The organism is Streptomyces sp. NPDC013157 (genome assembly GCF_042899865.1).
In the GTDB taxonomy this organism is placed as follows: domain Bacteria; phylum Actinomycetota; class Actinomycetes; order Streptomycetales; family Streptomycetaceae; genus Streptomyces.
In genome coordinates, this window is record NZ_JBIBAK010000016.1 from 144,546 (window position 1) to 163,019 (window position 18,474).

Consider the following 18,474-nt stretch of genomic DNA (forward strand, 5'->3'; position numbering starts at 1 on the left):
GGGGGCAACAGCCTCAGGACTCTCCGTCCGCCGCGGCCAGTACGCCGTGCGGGTCGGCCGGCGCGTGCCCGCCCCCCGCGGCGGCCGCCATGCGCCGCACCGCCGGTTCGGGCATCCGGATCACCACCGGGTACGTGAGGGTGTGGTCCTGCACGCCGACCGCACCGGCCGGACCCCGCAGCGCGCCGGTGTGCCGGTGCCGCACCTGGGCCACGGCCCTGACCTGCAGGGTGAACTGCACCAGCACCGACGCCGCCTTCGGCTTCCGCAGCGGCACCGTGCCGGAGGCGCTGCCCGCGGCGTCGGTGGGGCCGCCGTCGCGGCCGTACGTGCCGGGGACGTTGTTCATGCCCGAGTAGTCGGCGCGGACCGGACCCTCGCCGCCCATGAACCGCGCGGCACGGCCGTGGTGCGCGGCGTGCTGTGCGTCGGCGGCCGCGGGGCGCCCCTCGGGGCCGCTCTGCGCGACGGTCTCGAAGGTCGTCTTGTCGCCGCCGCCGAGGATCTCGCCGTCGCGCAGCCGCGCGTGCAGGGAGCAGGCGACGTCCTGGCCCGCCACGCCGGACACGTGCACCGGCGGCAGCTGCGCGCCGGCCGACACCAGCAGCGGCAACGCCGCCGTGAGCCACTCGGTGGACACCGCCTCCCGCTGGGCGTGGTGCGCCGCGTCACCGGCCTTCCGGAAGCCGCCGCCGACGTGTGCCTGCGCCATGGCCCGGCCGACCAGCTCCCGTATCTGCGGTGCGCCCCGGAAGCCGTTGACCTGTGCCTCCACGGGCAGTCGGGCGCCGTCCGCACGCCACGCGGCCAGGGCGGCCGGAGTGGCGTCGCGCACGGGGGCGGCGCTCGCCCGGGCGGGTCCCGCGGTGCGCTCCGGCCGGGCGCGGGCCAGGGCCTTCAGGTCGTTGTCCAGCACACGGTGCAGGAAGGACCCGTCGAGGGTCACGGACGCCAGCCGGCCGTCCGCGGAGCGCAGTTCGAGTTCCGCCTGGAAGGGGACCGTCACGTTCACCGAGCCTGCCTCGGTGTCCACGATCGTGCGCAGGCCGGTCTGCGTCCGGACGGACGCGGCCTGCCTGGTCGACGTGGTCTTCCCGATGCCGGGGCCGGCGACGGCGCCCGCGCTGCCGACCAGGTCGTCGTGCGGCTTGCCGGCACCGGTCAGCGAGGCGTCGACTTCGCTGGTGCGGCTCTCCTGGCGGCTGGTCGCGCGCTGTGAGTACGCGACGGTCGCGAACTCCATCTCGCGGTCGTTCCCGGACGGCCCGGCCACGGTGCCCGGCCCGGTGCGGCGGATGTGGAAGACGGCCCAGTACGACGTGGCCCGGCGGCCGGGGACGGAGCTGTTCCGCAGCAGCTCGACGGGAACGCCGCCGTCCATGGCACCGGCGAGCAGACCCACCGAGCCGTCCTGGTCCAGCACCCGCAGCAGCCGCTGCACGTTCTCGAACCTGTCGTCCAGCACCCGGGCCGGCAGCAGGTCCGCCGCCAGCGCCCGGTCCCGCACCGCCGCCCGCAGCCGTCCGAGCAGCGGCACGAAGTCGGGCATGTCCTCGACCAGGCCGGCCCCGAGCGGGAGGTGCGCGGCGAGCGCCGGTACGTCGGACACGTCCCGCGGAGGTGCGGCCGGAGCGACCCGCTGCTCCCGCCCGCCGGAGCCCTCCGCCCGCTCCGGGAGTTTCCCCCGGGCCTTCTCCGACATCCCCGGTCCGGACCCCGACCCCGGAGCGGCGCTGCCCGCAGCCGGGGTGCCGGCCGCCGGCCGCCACCTGTCCGCGGTCTCCGCCAGCGCCTGCTCCTGCTCCCGGGCCCGTTCCTCCGGCGTCCGCAGGCCCGCCCTTCGCAACTGCGGTTCGGTGAGCCAGAGTCCGACGGCGCCCGGCACCGTCAGCCGCTGCGACATCGCGTACGGGCCGCGGCCGTTCACCGCGACCTCGGCCACCATCCACGCGGACAGGTCGCACTGGACGAGGTAGAGCGGCCTGGAGCGGGGATGGACGGAGTTGCGTTCGATCGTGCCGCCGGTCGTCGACGTGTCCGTCGTGGTCGTCGCCTGCCCGAAGGCGGGTGACACGCTCTGGGCCAGCGTCCACCCCGAGCCGCGCTCCGACCCGGTGCCGTTGAAGGTGACCGCCTTGCTCGTCGTCGACGCGTGCTGCCCCGACGCCTGATGGCCGCCCAGGACCATGTTCTCGACGCCGGCCCCGCCCGCCCCGTTCTGCTCCGGCCTGCGGTGCAGGACCCGCGGGTTGGTGAGGGCCAGCCGGGTGCCGACGGCGCCGTTCAGCGCGGCCGTGCGCCGGGCGTGGCGCAGGTCGCCGACCACCCAGCCGGTACGGGTCGCCTGCCGCAGGGCCGCGGTGATGGACTCCGGGCCGAGCCGCTCCTCCAGCGCGAGGCGCGGGGCGAGGCCCTCCGCCTGGTACGCGGTGTCGCCCGGCTTGTCCCGGTCGCCCTTGCGCGCGGCCAGGGCGAGCAGCCGGAAGGCCAGCTGCCGCAGCTGCTCACCGTCTCCGACGGTTTCCACGAAGTCCCAGTCCCGCACCTGCCGTTCGGTGTCCGTACCCGGCGGCCGGGTCAGCAGGTCGTGGATGCCGGTGGCCCCGGAGGCGAGGTGGAACCTGGCCGGCCGGGACCGCCGGGCGGCCGTCCTGCGGCGCTCGCCGGCGCCCACGGTGAGCGCGGCGGGCGTGCTCAGCTCCACGTCCTGCCCCTCCGCGCTCCCGTCGAAGTGCTGCGGTACGGCGGCGTCCAGGTCGCCCAGCGAGGCGACGGTCCGGGCCTCGGGCCGCTCGCGGCCCGGGCCGCCGGGGGTGAGGGAGCGTTTCAGGGTGCGCTCCCGGGTGGTCATGGTGACCTTGGCGTCGAGCAGCAGCCGGGTGCCGAACGTACTCGTCCGCACGTCACCGCTGTTGAGCGAGTCGCCCCGGACCGCGGGGCCGCCCTGGACCCGGCGCGCGCTCTCCAGCGCGGCGTTGGCGGTGACGCCGAAGGACAGCGCGCCCGGCAGCAGCGTGACGTTGACGCTGCCCTGTGCGCCGGCCCGGCGGGCGGTGGTGCGGCCGGTCTGCCCGCCGGAGGCGACGCCCGAACTGCTGCGCACCAGCCAGTTGTCGGTGTCGCCGAGATAGCTGAGCTCGCCGACCCGTCCGCGTACCCGGACCTGCACGTCGTGGGAGTGCAGCGTGGTCTTCCGGCGCAGCCGCACCGGGACGCCGGCGCCCAGGAGCTGGTTCTTCTTCGCCCGCAGGTTGGTCTCCGAGAGCACGGTGACGAGCTCGCGGTAGTTGCGCATGCGCGCCTCGGCCTCCTCCGGGTCGGGGGACTGCCCCGCCGGCCGGTCTCCGGTGCCGAAGTCCGGCAGATAGCCGGCCAGTTCGGGCCGGGACGCGAACAGCCGCTCCAGCGCCTCGACGAGGGGGCGCACGTCCAGGTGGGTGAGGGAGACGCTGTTGCCGACGGCGCCGAACGGCAGGTGGCGTTCGGTCTCGCGCTCGGTCCCGTCGGGCGCGGTCTCGGTGGGCCTGCGGCGCAGGGGGTCCGCCTGTACGCCTTCCGGCAGCGGCAGCCCGAGGTGCCGGGCCTCCTGGGCGTTCAGGCTGACCCAGCTGTCCAGGGTGTGCTCGGCCGTGCGCCGCGCGGGGTGCAGCCGCTGGGCGGGGGACGCGGGCCCCACGCCCTGCACGGTCAGCCTGACCCGGCCGAGGTAGAGCACCTTGTCACCGCGGATCTCGGCGCCCTTCCGGGTGGCCACGGTCTGGTCGGACGACGAGAACCGGGCGCTCTTCAGAGCGGCGGAGCCCATGCCCTGGAACCGGGCGACCGGTACCCCCGGGGCGCCGACGGCGACCGCGGGGCCGGCCCCGAACAGCGCGCTCGCGCCCTTCGAGCCGGTGCGGCCCGCGCCGTGCGCGCTCTGCTGGTGGGTGCGCAGCTGGGTCTGTCCCGCACCCCAGCCGGGGGTCAGCGACACGATGTCGGCGCGCATCCGGTACGCGCTCGCGGCGCCGCCGTCCTTGGCGGGCAGGTCCTCGCCGGGCACCCAGCCCGCGAGGAGCCGGGGCAGGTCCTGCAGCACGGTCGTGCCGGCGGTGGCCTGGAACAGCCGCTCCCGGCCGGGGGCGCCCGGCGCGGTCACCGACGGCGCGAGGACGGAGGCGACGGTGTCGAACAGCCCGCCCCCGCCGCCGTGCGGACCACCGGGGTCCTCCACGGCCAGTGCCGCCATGGACACGGCCTGCCGTACGGAGGTGGCCTGCTCCTCGCTCAGCTCCGGACCGGGGACGGGCCGTACGGTGCCGTGCGGCACCAGGTGCTCGTGCGGGACGCGCATGACGAGGGAGCCGTCGCCGCTCGCCATGTGCCGGCCCCGCGCGCCGTGCTGCTTGATCCGCACGACATAGCTCACCCGGCGCCGCGCCGTGACCGTGCCGCCGCCGCTGCGGAAGGTCCGGGGCTCGGACACGGTGCGCGAGGAGTGCGTGTCCTGGGTGGAGGTCAGAGCGGCTCCGCCGGCGAGCTGCGCGCCGCCCAGGACGCCGGGCGTGGGCGTCGGGACCAGGACGGTGCCGGAGGCGGCGGCGCCCCACCGGCGGGCGCGGACCGTGTCGGCGGCGACCGTGCCCGCCGAGTTGTGCAGGTGGTCGACCTTGATGTCGGCGTCCTCGCCCTGGGCGCTGTCCGCGAACGACAGCGCGGCGGCGTCCTCCTCGTCCCGCGGCCTGATGGCGACGGTGACGTCGTGCACCGCCCCGTTCGCCCCGCGCACGGCGAAGGCCCGCCCGCGGCCGTAGAAGGTCTCCGGCCGGCCCGCCAGCTCCTGCCCGATCGCCTCCACTTCGGCGCCTGCCTGCCCGGTGACCCGGGTCACCTCCGCGGCGACGAACGGGTGGCCGGTCAGTCCTGAGGCGGTGGACAGGCCCGCCGAGGTCATCGCAGCCAGGTACGGGGGGAGCGTGAGCGGCCCCTGCTGCCGGGCCCCGGCGGGTACGGGCGGCGGAGTGCGGGTCGGGGCGGGCGGCCGGCCGCCTTCGAACAGGCCGGCCACGGCGGCGTTCCCCGCCGTGCTCTGCAGGTTCTGCATCTCCACGGCGACCGGGGGCCCGCCCGGCGTACCCGGCATCGACGGCTGCCGGCGGAGGAGTCCCTCGCCTCTGCCCTGGCCGGCGCGGCTCACCCCGGAACCGCTCGCCGCGCCCTCGCCCGCCGCCGGCTTCCCTGTCCGCCGCATCCCGCGCACTCCCGTCCCCGCCGGGACCAGGGGCCCCGTCCGCGTCGTCCTGGTGGCGCGTGCGGGCGCCCGTGACGGGACGCAGCCCGTCTGGCCGTGCAGGGTAACGCGTGAACGGGACGGGTTCACAAGGGGTTGTTCAGGGAACGGACCGGTTAACGAAGGGGATTCGAGGCGCTCCCGGCCCGTGGTCGGTGACGTACGGCGAGTGGCTGCCCCCAGGGGTTGCCCTTGGGGGCAACAGATGTGCCCGGGCCCGGGCACCGGTGGCCGTTTCGGCGGACGCGCTTCGCGCGTGAGGGTGGGAAGCGTTCCTGTCTCGTACCCCGAGGAGAGCAGAGCATGCCGTCCTACCTGTCGCCCGGCGTCTACGTCGAGGAGGTGGCCAGCGGCTCGCGCCCCATCGAGGGGGTGGGCACGTCGGTGGCGGCCTTCGTGGGCCTGGCCCCGACCGGTCCGCTGAACGAGCCGACGCTGGTGACCAACTGGACGCAGTACGTCGCGTCCTTCGGTGAGTTCACCGACGGGTACTACCTCGCGCACTCCGTCTACGGCTTCTTCAACAACGGCGGCACGGCGGCCTACGTGGTCCGTGTCGGCGGCAGCAGGGAAGACGCCGAGGGCACCGTCGGCGCGCCCGCCGCCGTCGGGAGTGCCGCCGCCCCGGCCGCCCTGCCGCCCGGCGAGGCCAAGCAGCTCGGCACCTTCACCGTCAGCGCCATCGCCTCCGGCGACCTGAGCGTCGAGGTCGCCGACCCGGAGGGCGAGGGCCCCGCCGAACGCTTCAAGCTGGTCGTCAAGGACGGCGGCAAGACCGCCGAGACCTTCGACGTGACCGCGAAGAAGGGCGGCCGCAACTACGTGGTCACCCAGGTCAAGGAGCGCTCCAAGCTCATCACCGTGACCGAGGCCGCGCCCGCCGCGCAGCTGGCCCGGCCGGAGAACCAGACGGTGGCCCTCGTGGCCCCGACCCAGACGCCGGCGTCCGCGTCCCCCGTCGCGGGCGCCGGCTCGCACCCCGGCCCCGCCGACTACCTCGGCGACTCGGCCGACCGCACCGGCTTCGGCGGCCTGGAGGCCGTCGACGAGGTGTCCATGGTGGCCGTCCCCGACCTGATGGCCGCCTACCAGCGCGGCGCGATCGACCTGGAGGCCGTCAAGGCCGTCCAGCTCGGTCTGATCGCGCACTGCGAGCTGATGGGCGACCGGGTCGCGGTCATCGACCCGCCGCCGGGCCTCAACGCCCGCCAGATCCGGGTCTGGCGCCAGGAGACGGCCGGCTACGACTCCAAGTACGCGGCCCTGTACTACCCCTGGATCAAGACCTTCGACCCGTCCTCCGGACAGTCCCGGCTGATCCCGCCGTCCGGCCACGTGGCCGGCGTCTGGGCCCGCAACGACGCCGAGCGCGGCGTCCACAAGGCCCCGGCCAACGAGGTCATCCGCGGCGCGGTCGACCTGGAGCTCCAGATCACCCGCGGCGAGCAGGACCTGCTCAACCCGATCGGCGTGAACTGCATCCGCGCCTTCCCCGGCCGCGGCATCCGTATCTGGGGCGCCCGCACCCTCTCCTCCGACCCGGCCTGGCGCTACCTGAACATCCGCCGGTACTTCAACTACCTGGAGGAGTCGATCCTGATCGGCACCCAGTGGGTGGTCTTCGAGCCCAACGACCACAACCTCTGGGCCCGTATCCGGCGCAACATCTCCGCGTTCCTGGTCAACGAGTGGCGCAGCGGTGCCCTGTTCGGGCAGCGGCCCGAAGAGGCGTACTACGTCAAGTGCGACGAGGAGACCAACCCGCCGGAGTCGGTCGACGTCGGCCGCGTGATCTGCGAGATCGGCATCGCGCCGGTCAAGCCCGCCGAGTTCGTGATCTTCCGGCTGGCCCAGTTCAGCAGCGGCAGCGGCGAACTGCAGGAGTAGCGGGCCCTCGGTCCCCAACCCCCTTGTTGTCACGGCACCTTGAGAAGAACGGGCAGTAACACATGAGTCTCCAGCCGGGTGACGCCCTCACATCGCACAATTTCGGCCTGCAGATCGACGGCGTGATGGTCGAGTACCTCGCCGAGGTCAGCGGCATGACGATGGAACAGGACGTCATCACCTACCAGCAGAACACGCCGGACGGGAAGAACCACGTCCGCAACCTGCCGGGCGTGAAGAAGAACGGCACCTGCACGGTCGTCCGCGGTATGACCCAGTCCTCGTCGTTCACCCAGTGGATCAACGAGTCGATCAACGGCCAGATGACCACGGCCCGCAAGAACGCCTCCATCATCATGATGGACTTCGAGAACAACCCGGTGAAGCGCTACAACCTGCGCAACGCCTGGTGCAGCAAGATCGACACCAGCACGGTGAAGGCGGGCGAGGCGTCCGCGCTGACCGAGACGGTGACCATCACGTTCGAAGAACTGGTCATCGAGTAATGAGGCGTTCGGCTGTCAGGGCCCAGGGTGTGGGGGCGCCGCTCGCACCGGAGGCGGCGGTGCCCCAGGCACCTCAGCAACCGGAGGCGCCCGTCGAGGTGCTGCGCACGGAGTTCCCGTTCCAGCTCCCGCGCGGGTACGTCGACGAGCAGGGCACCGTCCACCGCGACGGCGTGATGCGCCTGTCGACGGCCCGGGACGAGCTGGTCCCGCTGCGGGACGTCCGGGTCCAGGAGAACCCCGCGTTCCTGTCGGTGGTGCTGCTGGGCCGGGTCATCACCCGCCTCGGCACGCTCCCGCTCGTCCACGACGGGGTCGTGGAGAACATGTTCGCCTCCGACCTGGCGTTCCTCCAGGACTTCTACCGACAGATCAACGCCGAGGGACACACCCGGGCCGCGGTCAACTGCCCGCACTGCTCCGAGCCCTTCGAAGTGGAACTCGGCGGGAGCCGCCTGGGGGAATCGTGACGTACGCGACCGACCGGCTGCACGAGGAGATCGCGTACGTCGCCTACCACTTCCACTGGAACCTGGAGGACATCCTGGACCTGGAGCACGCCGACCGCCGCCGCTACACGGCGGAGATCGCGTCTCTGGTGACCAGGGCGGCGGCCTCCGCAGGGGCGGAGGGCTGACGGGTGGGGCTGTGGGATCGGGTACGGGGGCGCGGTCGCGGGTCCGAGGCCGGAGAGTCCGGGACCGGGAGCGGGAGTGCGCCTGAGGCTCCCGCGGAGGCGCCGCGTCCCGTGGTGGCGGCGGCCTGGTCCGGGCTGCCGCCGATCCAGCGTGCGCTGGGGGCGGGCGGGCCGGTCGCGGACGCCGGGTTCGGCGGCCGGTTGCCGACCTGGCAGAACCCGTCGTTCACGGGCACGCGCTCGCACGCCGTCCTGGACGGCGAGTCCAGCGCCCGCCTGGCCGGCGGCGGCCGCCCGGGAACATCCGGCGCGGGGGCCGTGTCCGGCCTCGAACGTCCGGTCCAGTCACTGCCGTTGGCCGGACCGACGGCAGCGGCGGGGCCGGCGGGTCCGACGGCCGGCCGCCGTGCGTCGGTTCCGGTGGTGCCGTTGCGGGCGGTCGGGGGCGGAAGCGCCCCGTCAGGGGCGCGGGGAACTGCGCGGCCGGCCACGACGGACCCGCAGCGGGCCAGGCTCCGGGAGTCCGCGGGGTCCGCCGGATCCATTGGGTCTGCCGGGGCCGTGGGTTCGGCTGCTTCGGCGGGACGCTCGGGACCTTCCGGATCTTCGGGATCGGCCGGATCGGCCGGATCGGCCGGATCGGTGGCGCCGGCGGTACAGCGGGTGCCGTCGGCGGGCCGGCATGGTGGTGGTGCGGCCGCGCGGCGAACCGGGGTAACACCGGGAGCCGTACGGAACGGGAACAGCGCGCCGGGCTCGGCGGCCCCGTCGACCGTCCAGGACAGGGGATCTGCGCCCACCGCACCGGGGTCCGGGCAGCGGGCGGTGCCTGCTGTCCAGCGGTCGGTCACGTCGGCTGCCGCGACCTCGGCCGCCACTTCCCCCGCCGCTTCGAGCGCGGTGCCGGTGGCATGGGCGCCGCAGCCGACTCCGGTCGCCCCGGCTCCGGCCACCGGTCCGCGCGTCGCGCCGGCCCCTCCCGTCCCGCCGCGCCGCAGCGCGCTGACGACGGCGTCGGCGAGCCCGTCGGTGACGGCTGTGCAGCGGCGTACGCTGCCGTCGGCACCCCGGGCGACGGCCACCGAGGGCGCGGTGCCGACGTCGGGTGAGGGTGACCGAGCGGGCGGCGAAACGGCGCCGCCCGGGGTCGTACAGCGGACGGTCGAGGGCGGCGGCGGGGATCCGGTGCGCGTGACCGGCGGCTGGTCGCGTCCGCGCGGTGACGGCCCTGACTCCTCCGGCGGCGCCCCGCGCGCTTCGCGGGCCGCGGTCCCCGGACGGGCGCCGGCACCTGCCGCCGTACAGCGCTCCGCGTCCGGTGCCGCACCGGCGACCGCCCGGCCGAACACGACGGCTCCGGGGCCGAATCCGACTCCGACCAGGGCGTCCTCCGGCCGTGGCGGTGGTACGGCCTCGGTACCCGTGTCGCCCGGGGCTACGGCTCGTACGACCTCCGCCTCGCCCACACCGACACCCCCTCCCGTCCCTGCTACCGCGCCTGCGTCACCCTCGGCATCCGCAACGGCGCCGGGCGACGGCGGGCCTTCCGGCATGTCCGGCGCCGGGGCGCGCACCGCTGTGCAACGGCAGGCGGTGAGCGGCGGCGACCGCACCCCGGCCCCGCCGACCCCGCCCTCGCCCGGCAGTCCCGAGACGGCGTCAGTGCAGCGCAGTACTGTCACGGACCCGGCCGCCCGGCACACGCCGCCGTCGCCGGAAAGCGGTCGCACGGGGGCGACGTCGGCACCGACGCCCAGGTCCTCCGGTATAGCGGCCACCGGCGCCACCGGCACGGAATCCGCCACGGCTGCTTCGCCCTCGGCGGGCGCCGCGCCCCCCGTCCCACGCGCCCCGGCCGTCCCGCAGAGCGCGCGGCCCTCGGTATCCCCGGCCGCGAGCGGTGGCCGCGAGGCGCCCGTGCAGCGGACGGTGCGGGACAGCGCGGGCGCAACCGATGCCGTACGCGAAGCGCCTCGCCCGGCAGGCAGGGGAGCCGTACCGGCTGCCGTGCCGATGCCAGCGGGTGAGCCCGGCCGGAACGACGCGGCCGGCACCTCGACGACGGCGGCGGCCACGCCCCCTTCCGCGCCGGCTCCCGTGCAGCGTGCCGCGACGACCCCGGACGTCCCTCGCCCCGGCCTCGGCGCTCCGCTTCCGTCCGCCGCCGGGAGCGGTGTCCGTGAGGTGCCCGTACAGCGGCGGACGACGGAGGGCCCGCAGCCCTCCTCCGCTGCCCTGCCGACTGCGCAGACCCCGCCAGGCCCGCGCGCGCAGGGACCCGCCCCGTCGTCCGCCGCCCCGGCCGCGGCGGCCCGGCCCGCTCCGGCGCAGCCGGGTCCCGCCGGTGCCTCCGTACAGCGTGCCGGTACGACCACTCCCCGCGCACCCCGCCTCGGCCTCGGTGCCCCCGTCGCGGGCCCCGTCGCGAGTGCGACCGCCGCGAGGCCCGCCGGCCGTCGGGCGGCTGTGCCGTCCGTGCAGCGGCAACCGGCGTCGAGCGGTCCGTCGGATGGTCCGTCGGATGGTCCGTCGGCTGGTTCTTCGAGCGGTCCGTCGACTGGTTCCTCGCGGGCTTCGTCGAGCGGTTCTTCGGGTGACCAGCCGGTCGCCCTTTCCCAGCCGGTCCCCGCGGCGCCCCGGCCGGTACAGCGAGCGACGGCCCCGGACCTGCCCACGACGACGGCCGAGCGTGCCCAGCCGATCCAGCCGATCCGGCCGATCCAGCCGACTCCGCCGACCCAGCCGGTCCGCCCGGCCTCCACCGGCCCCGCGACGACGCCGCCACCAGCTCTTCCCGGCCCCGCCACGTCGGGCACTCCGGCGACGGCTGCACCGCCTTCGCCCCTTCCCCTCCCTCCCTTCGTCCAGCGCACCGCCGCCCCCGCCTCTTCCGCCACGCCCGGCCCCGGGGGCCGCCAGGCGGCCGTGCGGCGCCAGGTCCAGTCGCCTCTCCCCGTGACCACCCCACCTCCCACCGGACCGGCGGCACCCCTGCCCCTCTTCGTGCAGCGGGCCGCAACCCCGCCCGCCGCCCTGCCGGTCAAGCCGGCCACCACCACCTCCGCCCCCACGCCCGCTCAGCCCGTCACCCTGCGCCCGACCACCCCGATCTCCGCCACCACCCCGCTCCCCGTCGCCCCCCTCGGTCGCGTCACCGTCCAGCGCGACGCCCTCACCACCGCGTCCCCCGGCGGCCACCACCCGACGAGCTCCCTGAAGAAGGCGCCGGCCACCCACACCAGCCGCCCGGCGGCTCCCCGGACCCAGACGTCCAGGCAGCCACCGCCCCCCGACGGCCCACCGCCCCCCGGGTACTCCGCCTCCGCCTCGGCCGCCGACGATCCGCCGCCCGGCTACACGGCGGTCGAGGCCGGCGGATTCGATCCGCGCGCCCTCACCGAGTTCCAGGTGGACGCCCTCGTCCACCGGATCATCGACCGGATCACCCGGCACGTCCGCACCGAACTCCGCCGCGACCGCGAACGTGTGGGCAAGCTCCGCGACTTCCGACCCTGACCACCTCTGACCGACCGTGACCGCCCCTGATCACGACGACCGCGCACCACCCCACAGAAAGGCCTCCCGATGGATCGCCAGGACCCGGGAACCACAGTCTGGTTCAGCCTCTCCATCGACGGCGAGGACCTCGGTTACTTCAACGGGTGCGAGGGGCTGTCGTCGCAGGTGGAGATCGAGCAGCGGCAGGAGGGCGGCAACAACGGGTTCGTGTGGCAGCTGCCGACCCGGGTCACCTTCTCCCACATCCGGCTGACCCGCCCGCTCACCCCGGACACCTCGAAGGTCGCGAAGTGGATCTCGTCCGTGCAGACGGGGATCGAGCGGCCCACCGGGCAGATCACGGCGCTGCGCGCGGACGGCTCGGAGGTGGCCCGGTGGGGGCTGCTGGACGTACTGCCGGTGAGCTGGCAGGGGCCCTCCCTGGACGCGGGCAGTCCGTCCGTGGCCACGGAGGTCCTGGAGATCGCCCACCACGGATTCACGGACTGAGCCGACAGAGCTGACCGAGAGAGGCAGATCAGATCATGGCCAGGAGCAGCCGGGGCGCCGGCAAGAGCCTCGTGCGGGCCACCCTCGCGATTCACGAGCCGCCCGTGGGCACCAGCACGAGCCCGGGCGGCATCATCAAGACGTTCGGCTTCGAGTTCAACCCGGCGCAGCTGTCGATCGCCCGGCGGGCGGACTGGAAGTCGTCGGCGGCGCCGATCGAACGGGACGGCGCGCTGCCGGAGTTCCTCGGCACCCACCCGCGCGAGATGAGCGTGGAGATCTTCCTGGACAGGTCCGACGACCCGGACAGCAACGACGTGATGAAGAAGGTGGAGTCGCTGCTGGCCTGCTGCGAGGTCACCAGCAAGAGCATCGCCGCCAAGCAGCCGTCGCCGCCCTGGGTGGTCTTCCAGTGGGGCTCGTTCTCGACGGCCAACTTCACGGCGTACGTCGCCTCCGCCGACGTCTCCTACTCCCTCTTCGGGACGAGCGGGATGCCGATCCGGGCCAGCTGCCGGCTCCAGCTGCACGAGATCCCGAGCAAGACCGCGGGACAGAACCCGACGTCCGGTGCGCTCACCGCGCAGCGCGTGCACCGGGTCGTCGCCGGGGACTCGCTGCAGTCGCTGGCCTGGCGGGAGTACGGCAACGCGAGCGCCTGGCGGGCGATCGCGGAAGCGAACGACATCGACGATCCCGGGTGGCTGCCGACGGGGACGGAACTGGTGCTGCCTGCCGCCGAGGAGGTGCGGTCCTGATGGTGAAGCATGCCTTCTCGAACGTCGTCAAGGTCGTCATCGGCGGCAAGGAGCTGACCGCCACCTCGGAGTACGGGCGGTATCTCGTCGACGCCCACGTGGACCAGGGCGTCGGGGTGCCCGCAGCCTTCCAGCTGACCTTCCGCGACCCGGCCCGCAAACTGCTGGGCAAGCTGGGCGTCCAGTTCGGCACCCCGGTGGTGATCACGCCGGTCTCCGACGGCCAGGGCACCGGCGACCCGCTGCTCACCGGCGAGGTCACCGGGATGGAGGCCGAGTACGACGGCACCGGCAGCTACGCGGTGGTCCGGGGCTACGACTACGGGTTCCGGCTGATGCGGCAGCGCCGCGTCGTCGCCTACCGCAACCAGACCGCCTCGGACATCGCCCGCAAGCTGGCCGCGCAGGACGGCGTGCCGATCGGGCGGATCCAGGCCACCAAGACCGTCTACGAGTTCATCAGCCAGTCGAACGTCACCGACTGGGACTTCCTGGCCCGGCTCGCCGACGAGAACGAGATGGTCATGTCGGTGGACGCGGACGGCAAGTTCCAGTTCGTGAAGCAGAAGAGCGCCTCCGGGGCGCCGTCGCCGCAGACCGACGGCGACAAGAGCCCGTTCGTCCTGGAGGCCGGGCACGACATCCTGCGGCTGCGCACCGCGGTCACCGCCTCCGACCAGGTGAACAAGGTCGAGTCGCGCGGCTGGGACGTACGGACGAAGAAGACGCTCACGGCGACCGTGACCCCCGCCGACAACACCGGCTACAGCATCGGCACCACCCCGGGCGCGGCGGCCGGCGAGTTCAAGACGTCGAAGCTGGTCGAGACGCGCACGCCGTACGACAAGCAGGCCGAGGTGAAGTTCGCGGCCGACGCCCTCTCCGACGACGTCACGTCGACGTTCGCCGAGGTGGAGGTGGTCGTGCGGGGCAACCCGAAGCTGCGGCCGGGGGTTCCGGTGGCGCTCGCGGACGTCGGGGACCCCTTCGAGGGGAAGTACACGGTCACCTCGGTACGGCATGTCTTCGGCGACGCCAAGCACTACGAGACCTGGGTGACCGTCAGCGGCCGCCAGTGGCGGTCGCTCTACGGCGTCGCCTCCGGCGGTGGCGGGGACGCCGGCGGCGACCGGCAGCTCAGCGTGGCGCAGGCCCTCGTCACCGACGTCCAGGACCCGCTCCAGCAGGGGCGGGTGAAGCTCAAGTTCCCGTGGCTGGACGACACCTACGTCAGCGACTGGACCCGGACCATGCAGTGGGGCGGGGTGCGCGGCGGCGGGGTCTTCCCGATGGACGTCGGTGACGAGGTCCTCGTCGCCTTCGACCGCGGCGCCCTCGACCACGCGTACGTCATCGGCGGCCTCTACAACGGCAAGGACAAGCCGACCCGGGTCAAGGACGTGCCGCTGCACGACGGCATGCGCGGCCGGGCCACCCGGCACACCGTCTCCGACCGGGTCGGCAACCGCATGGACCTGCTCGACCAGCGCGGCCGCAAACAGGGCGTCCGGCTGGCCAGCGGCGACGACAGGCTCACCGTCTTCCTCGACCGGCAGAAGACCGAGATCACCGTGGACAGCAAGGGCAGCGTCTCCATCAAGGGCAGCAGGTCGGTGTCGGTCGAGGCGGGCGCCAACCTGTCGCTGAAGGCGGCGGGCGCGCTCAGCATCAGGAGCGGAGGGCCGCTGTCCCTGCAGAGCGCGGAACTCGTCGACATCAAGTCCCCCGCGGGCGCGGTCTCCGTGAACGCCGCCGCCGTGAACGTGATGGCGAACGCCGCCCTGTCGCTGCGCGGCAACGCCGCCGTCGCGATCAGCTCCTTCACCACGGTGGGGATCCAGGCCCCGGAGGTGCCGGTCCTGGGGAACCTGATGATGGGCGGACTGACGGTGATGGTGATCCCGGCATGAGCGGGGACGGTGATTCCGGCATGAGCGGCCGGCAGGTCTTCCCGGAGGGGCGGGTGCGGGACTGATGGCAGAGCAGTTCGTCGGCTCCGGCTGGTCGTTCCCGCTGCGGATCGGGCCCACCGGCGGCATCGCGCTGGTCAGCGGCGAGAAGGAGGTCGAGGAGGCCATCCGCCTCATCCTCTCCACGGCCCCGGGCGAACGCCCGATGCGGCCGGAGTTCGGCTGCGCCATCCACGACCTCGTCTTCGCCCCCGTCAACGAGCAGACCGCCGGCCGGATCCAGCACGAGGTGCACGCCAGCCTCGACCGCTGGGAGCCGCGGATCGAGGTCGAGGACGTCGAGGTCACGACCGGTGCCGACCCGAGCGTGCTGATGATCGACGTCCGCTACTCGATCCGCGGCACCAACAACCCGCGCAGCCTGGTCTTCCCCTTCTACGTCATCCCCTCCCACGACGAGCCGGACCTGCCGCCCGCCTCCCCGGACTCCTCCGAAAGCGACCGCTGATCCCGATGGCCCTGCCCTCCCCGAACCTCGACGACCGCCGCTTCCAGCAGTTCGTCGACGACGCCAAGCGTTACATCCAGCAGCGCGCCCCGGAGTGGACCGACCACAACGTCTCCGACCCCGGCATCACGCTGGTGGAGACGGTCGCGCACATGGCCGACCAGATCGTGTACCGCCTCAACCGGGTCCCGGAGAAGAACCACCTCGCCTTCCTGGACCTGGTCGGCATCACGCTGTTCCCGCCCTCCGCCGCCCGCACGGAGGTGACGTTCTGGCTGTCGGCGGCCCAGGAGGAGGCGGTCCCGGTGCCGGTCGGCACCGAGGTGGCGACCCGCCGTACCGAGACGCAGGAGGCGGTGGTCTTCGCGACCGAGCGCGAACTGACCATCGTGCCCAGCGAGTTGCGGCACCTGCTGCGCCAGCAGGAGGGCTCGGCGGTCGTCGACCTCACCCACGAGCTCGCCGAGGGCAAGGACCTGTTGTGCTTCACCGAGTCCCCGAACCCCGGTGACTGCATGCTGCTCGGCCTCTCCGCCGCCGTCCCGCACTGCGCGGTCGCCCTGGACCTGGACAGCCGTGTCGACGGTGTCGGCGTGGACCCGCGGCAGCCCCCGCTGGTGTGGGAGGCGTGGACGGAGGACGGCTGGCGGGAGTGCGAGGTCGACCGGGACGGCACCGGCGGCCTGAACCGGCCCGGCGAGGTCGTCCTGCACGTCCCCGGCGGCCACGTGCTGTCCCGCAACGGCGGCCTGGAGGCGAGCTGGCTGCGCTGCCGGGTCACCGAACCGCACGCCGACCAGCCGTTCTACACCACCTCCCCGACGGTCCGGTTCGTCGAGGCCTGCACGGTGGGCGGCACCACGGCCGCCGTGCACGCGGAGACCGTCGAGGACGAGGCGCTCGGCGAGTCGACGGGCCTGCCCGGCCAGCGCCTGCGGCTCGCCCACGCCCCCGTCGTCGGTGACAACCCGCCGCTCCTCCTCCAGACCGCCGAGCACGACGGCGAGGGCGGCTGGGTGGACTGGCAGGTCGTCCCGCACTTCGCGGCCTCCGGGCCGTACGACCGGCACCTCACCCTCGACGCGACCACCGGCGAGGTCGCCTTCGGCCCCGCGGTCCGCGAACCGGACGGCTCGCTGCGCCAGTACGGCGCGGTGGCCCCGAAGGGCGCGGTCATCCGGGCCCGCCGCTACCGCACCGGCGGCGGCCGGGACGGCAACGTGGCCCGCGGAGCCGTACAGATCCTGCGCTCCTCCATCCCTTACGTCGCGGACGTGGTCAACCGGGAGGCCGCGCGCGGCGGGGTCGACGGCGAGACGGTCGCCGAGGCGAAGGTGCGCGCGCCGATCACGCTGCGCGCCCAGGAGCGGGCGGTGACCCTGCGCGACTACGAGGAGCTGGCCCGCCGCGCCGCGCCCGAGACGGCCCGGATCACCTGCCTGGAGGGCGAGGAGGGCGAGCACGGCTCCTACGCGGTACGGGTCCTGGTGGTACCCCAGGCGGTCTCCGACCCGGGCGGCCGCCTCCGTTTCGAGCAACTCGTGCCCGGCGACGCCCTGCTGGACCGCATCACCCGCTACCTGGACGAACGCCGGCTGATCGGCACCCGGCTCGCGGTCGGCCCGCCCTTCTACCAGGGCGTCACGGTCGTCGCCACCGTGCACGCCTTCCGCGGCGTGGACGTCGACCGGGTCCGCCGCCAGGCCCACGACGCGCTCTACCGCCACCTGGACCCGCTGACCGGCGGCGCGGACGGCAAGGGCTGGCCGTTCGGGCGCCCGGTGCAGTCCGGCGAGATCTTCGCGGTGCTGCAACGCGTCCCCGGCATCGAACTCGTCGACGAGGTCGTCCTGCACCCCGCCGACCCGCTGACCGGCAAGCGGGGCGACCCGACCGACCGCATCGACCTGGACGCCCCGTCCCTGGTCTTCTCCTACGACCACCGGGTGAGGGTGATCGGCGAATGACCGGCAACAACCCGACCGGAGGCCTCCGTTGAGAGGGTCCATCGACGGCCTCGGCTCCTCCGTCCCCATCGGCGCGATGCTCCCCGCGGTCTTCGCCGACGACGACCTGGCGCTGCGTTTCGTCGCCGGCCTGGACGACGTGATCGCCCCGATCCCGAACGTCCTCGACTGCCTGCCCAGCTACTTCGACCCGGCGCTGGCCCCGCTGGACTTCGCGGAGTGGCTCGGTACCTGGGTGGGCGCCGAGACCGACGGCACGGAATCGGAGGCCCTGCTCCGGGCCGCCGTGGCCGCGGCCGCCTACCTGCACCGGATCCGGGGCACCCGCTGGGGCCTGTCCGAGACGGTCCGGCTGGCCTTCGGCGTGACACCGGAGATCACGGAGAGCGGCGGCGCCGACTGGAGCGCCCGCCCGCTGGGCCCCTTCCCCGGCACACCCCGCCCCGGCCTGCACGTCCACCTCGCGCTGCCCGCCCCCACCCCGGCCGACGAGGTCCGCCTGGAACACCTCGTGGCCGCCGCCCGCCCCGCTCACATGCCCTACACGGTCCAGGTGACCGCGTCCGCCGAAAGGACCCCGCAGCGATGACGACCAACCGGAACTGCACGGAGTGCGGCACGGTCGCCGAACCGGGCCAGTCCTTCTGCGACGCCTGCGGCGCGGTCCTGAGCTGGGCGGCCACCGCCGAGGAGACCCCACAACAGCCCCCCGCCAACTCCGCCGCCGCCCCCGACTGGGACGCCTTCACCCGCAGAGACGGCGGCACCGGCCTCCCCCAACGAGACACCCGAGCAACGACAGCGACAGCCCCGGCAGAGGGCCACGGGGACACGCCCCGTCAGAGCCACGGCGACCTGTCAGCACCGGCCACGACAGCGCCCCGTCAGGGCCACGGCGCCCCGTCAACACCGGCGACGACGGCGTCCCCTCAGGGCCACGGCGCCCCGTCAACACCGGCGACGACGGCGTCCCCTCAGGGCCACGGCGCCCCGTCAACACCGGCGACGACGGCGTCCCCTCAGG

Annotated in this window: 12 protein-coding genes and 1 pseudogene; 12 read left to right on the forward strand and 1 reads right to left on the reverse strand. The window is 74.3% G+C overall.

Going from position 1 to position 18,474, the window contains the following annotated elements:
- Positions 1-13: 13 nt before the first annotated feature.
- Entirely contained in the window at positions 14-5,230 is a 5,217-nt protein-coding gene (locus ACFY6U_RS37885; RefSeq protein WP_390045702.1) for a hypothetical protein, read from the reverse strand.
- Between the two features lie 342 nt (positions 5,231-5,572).
- Here ACFY6U_RS37885 and ACFY6U_RS37890 point away from each other — a divergent pair, with 342 nt between their 5' ends.
- From ACFY6U_RS37890 to ACFY6U_RS37945, 12 genes and pseudogenes are all read left to right on the forward strand, one after another.
- Positions 5,573-7,156, forward strand: a complete 1,584-nt coding sequence (locus tag ACFY6U_RS37890) for a phage tail sheath subtilisin-like domain-containing protein (protein WP_390045703.1) — start codon at positions 5,573-5,575, stop codon at positions 7,154-7,156.
- A 62-nt stretch (positions 7,157-7,218) separates the two neighbouring features.
- On the forward strand, positions 7,219-7,662 hold the full coding sequence (locus tag ACFY6U_RS37895) for a phage tail protein (protein ID WP_093500609.1): 444 nt from the start codon (positions 7,219-7,221) through the stop codon (positions 7,660-7,662).
- Positions 7,662-8,132 carry a hypothetical protein gene (locus tag ACFY6U_RS37900; RefSeq protein WP_390045705.1) on the forward strand — a complete coding sequence of 157 codons (471 nt, stop codon included), beginning with the start codon at positions 7,662-7,664 and terminating at the stop codon, positions 8,130-8,132. Before ACFY6U_RS37895 ends, ACFY6U_RS37900 begins: the two co-directional genes overlap by 1 nt.
- A complete protein-coding gene (locus ACFY6U_RS37905) occupies positions 8,129-8,299 on the forward strand; it encodes a DUF6760 family protein (RefSeq protein WP_089100305.1) in 171 nt (56 codons plus the stop codon). Before ACFY6U_RS37900 ends, ACFY6U_RS37905 begins: the two co-directional genes overlap by 4 nt.
- A 2,955-nt stretch (positions 8,300-11,254) precedes the next feature.
- Positions 11,255-11,815 carry an extensin gene (locus ACFY6U_RS37910; RefSeq protein WP_390045707.1) on the forward strand — a complete coding sequence of 187 codons (561 nt, stop codon included), beginning with the start codon at positions 11,255-11,257 and terminating at the stop codon, positions 11,813-11,815.
- A 69-nt stretch (positions 11,816-11,884) separates the two neighbouring features.
- Entirely contained in the window at positions 11,885-12,307 is a 423-nt protein-coding gene (locus tag ACFY6U_RS37915) for a phage tail protein (RefSeq protein WP_089100302.1), read from the forward strand.
- A 35-nt stretch (positions 12,308-12,342) separates the two neighbouring features.
- The gene (locus ACFY6U_RS37920) at positions 12,343-13,065 is read left to right on the forward strand and encodes a LysM peptidoglycan-binding domain-containing protein (protein WP_351494129.1); all 723 of its coding nucleotides are present in this window, start codon (positions 12,343-12,345) and stop codon (positions 13,063-13,065) included.
- Positions 13,065-14,975, forward strand: a complete 1,911-nt coding sequence (locus ACFY6U_RS37925) for a VgrG-related protein (RefSeq protein ID WP_390045709.1) — start codon at positions 13,065-13,067, stop codon at positions 14,973-14,975. The genes ACFY6U_RS37920 and ACFY6U_RS37925 overlap by 1 nt, the downstream gene beginning before the upstream one ends.
- A 64-nt stretch (positions 14,976-15,039) precedes the next feature.
- Positions 15,040-15,483: a GPW/gp25 family protein gene (locus ACFY6U_RS37930; RefSeq protein ID WP_181806072.1), complete on the forward strand. Its 444-nt coding sequence runs from the start codon at positions 15,040-15,042 to the stop codon at positions 15,481-15,483.
- 5 nt (positions 15,484-15,488) lie between these two features.
- Positions 15,489-17,450, forward strand: a complete 1,962-nt coding sequence (locus ACFY6U_RS37935) for a putative baseplate assembly protein (protein WP_390045711.1) — start codon at positions 15,489-15,491, stop codon at positions 17,448-17,450.
- Positions 17,451-17,478: 28 nt separating this feature from the next.
- A complete protein-coding gene (locus tag ACFY6U_RS37940; protein WP_390045713.1) occupies positions 17,479-18,039 on the forward strand; it encodes a phage tail protein in 561 nt (186 codons plus the stop codon).
- A pseudogene (locus ACFY6U_RS37945) lies at positions 18,036-18,474 on the forward strand (zinc ribbon domain-containing protein); the annotation flags it as partial. The gene ACFY6U_RS37940 and the pseudogene ACFY6U_RS37945, both read left to right, overlap by 4 nt.

Excerpts from the sequence above, each read along its gene's own strand:
- ACFY6U_RS37900 (WP_390045705.1), top strand. The coding sequence starts at position 7,662 with ATGAGGCGTTCGGCTGTCAGGGCCCAGGGTGTGGGGGCGCCGCTCGCA.
- ACFY6U_RS37935 (WP_390045711.1), top strand. The coding sequence starts at position 15,489 with ATGGCCCTGCCCTCCCCGAACCTCGACGACCGCCGCTTCCAGCAGTTC.
- ACFY6U_RS37915 (WP_089100302.1), top strand. The coding sequence starts at position 11,885 with ATGGATCGCCAGGACCCGGGAACCACAGTCTGGTTCAGCCTCTCCATC.
- ACFY6U_RS37930 (WP_181806072.1), top strand. The coding sequence starts at position 15,040 with ATGGCAGAGCAGTTCGTCGGCTCCGGCTGGTCGTTCCCGCTGCGGATC.
- ACFY6U_RS37925 (WP_390045709.1), top strand. The coding sequence starts at position 13,065 with ATGGTGAAGCATGCCTTCTCGAACGTCGTCAAGGTCGTCATCGGCGGC.
- ACFY6U_RS37895 (WP_093500609.1), top strand. The coding sequence starts at position 7,219 with ATGAGTCTCCAGCCGGGTGACGCCCTCACATCGCACAATTTCGGCCTG.
- ACFY6U_RS37885 (WP_390045702.1), bottom strand. The coding sequence starts at position 5,230 with ATGCGGCGGACAGGGAAGCCGGCGGCGGGCGAGGGCGCGGCGAGCGGT.
- ACFY6U_RS37920 (WP_351494129.1), top strand. The coding sequence starts at position 12,343 with ATGGCCAGGAGCAGCCGGGGCGCCGGCAAGAGCCTCGTGCGGGCCACC.
- ACFY6U_RS37890 (WP_390045703.1), top strand. The coding sequence starts at position 5,573 with ATGCCGTCCTACCTGTCGCCCGGCGTCTACGTCGAGGAGGTGGCCAGC.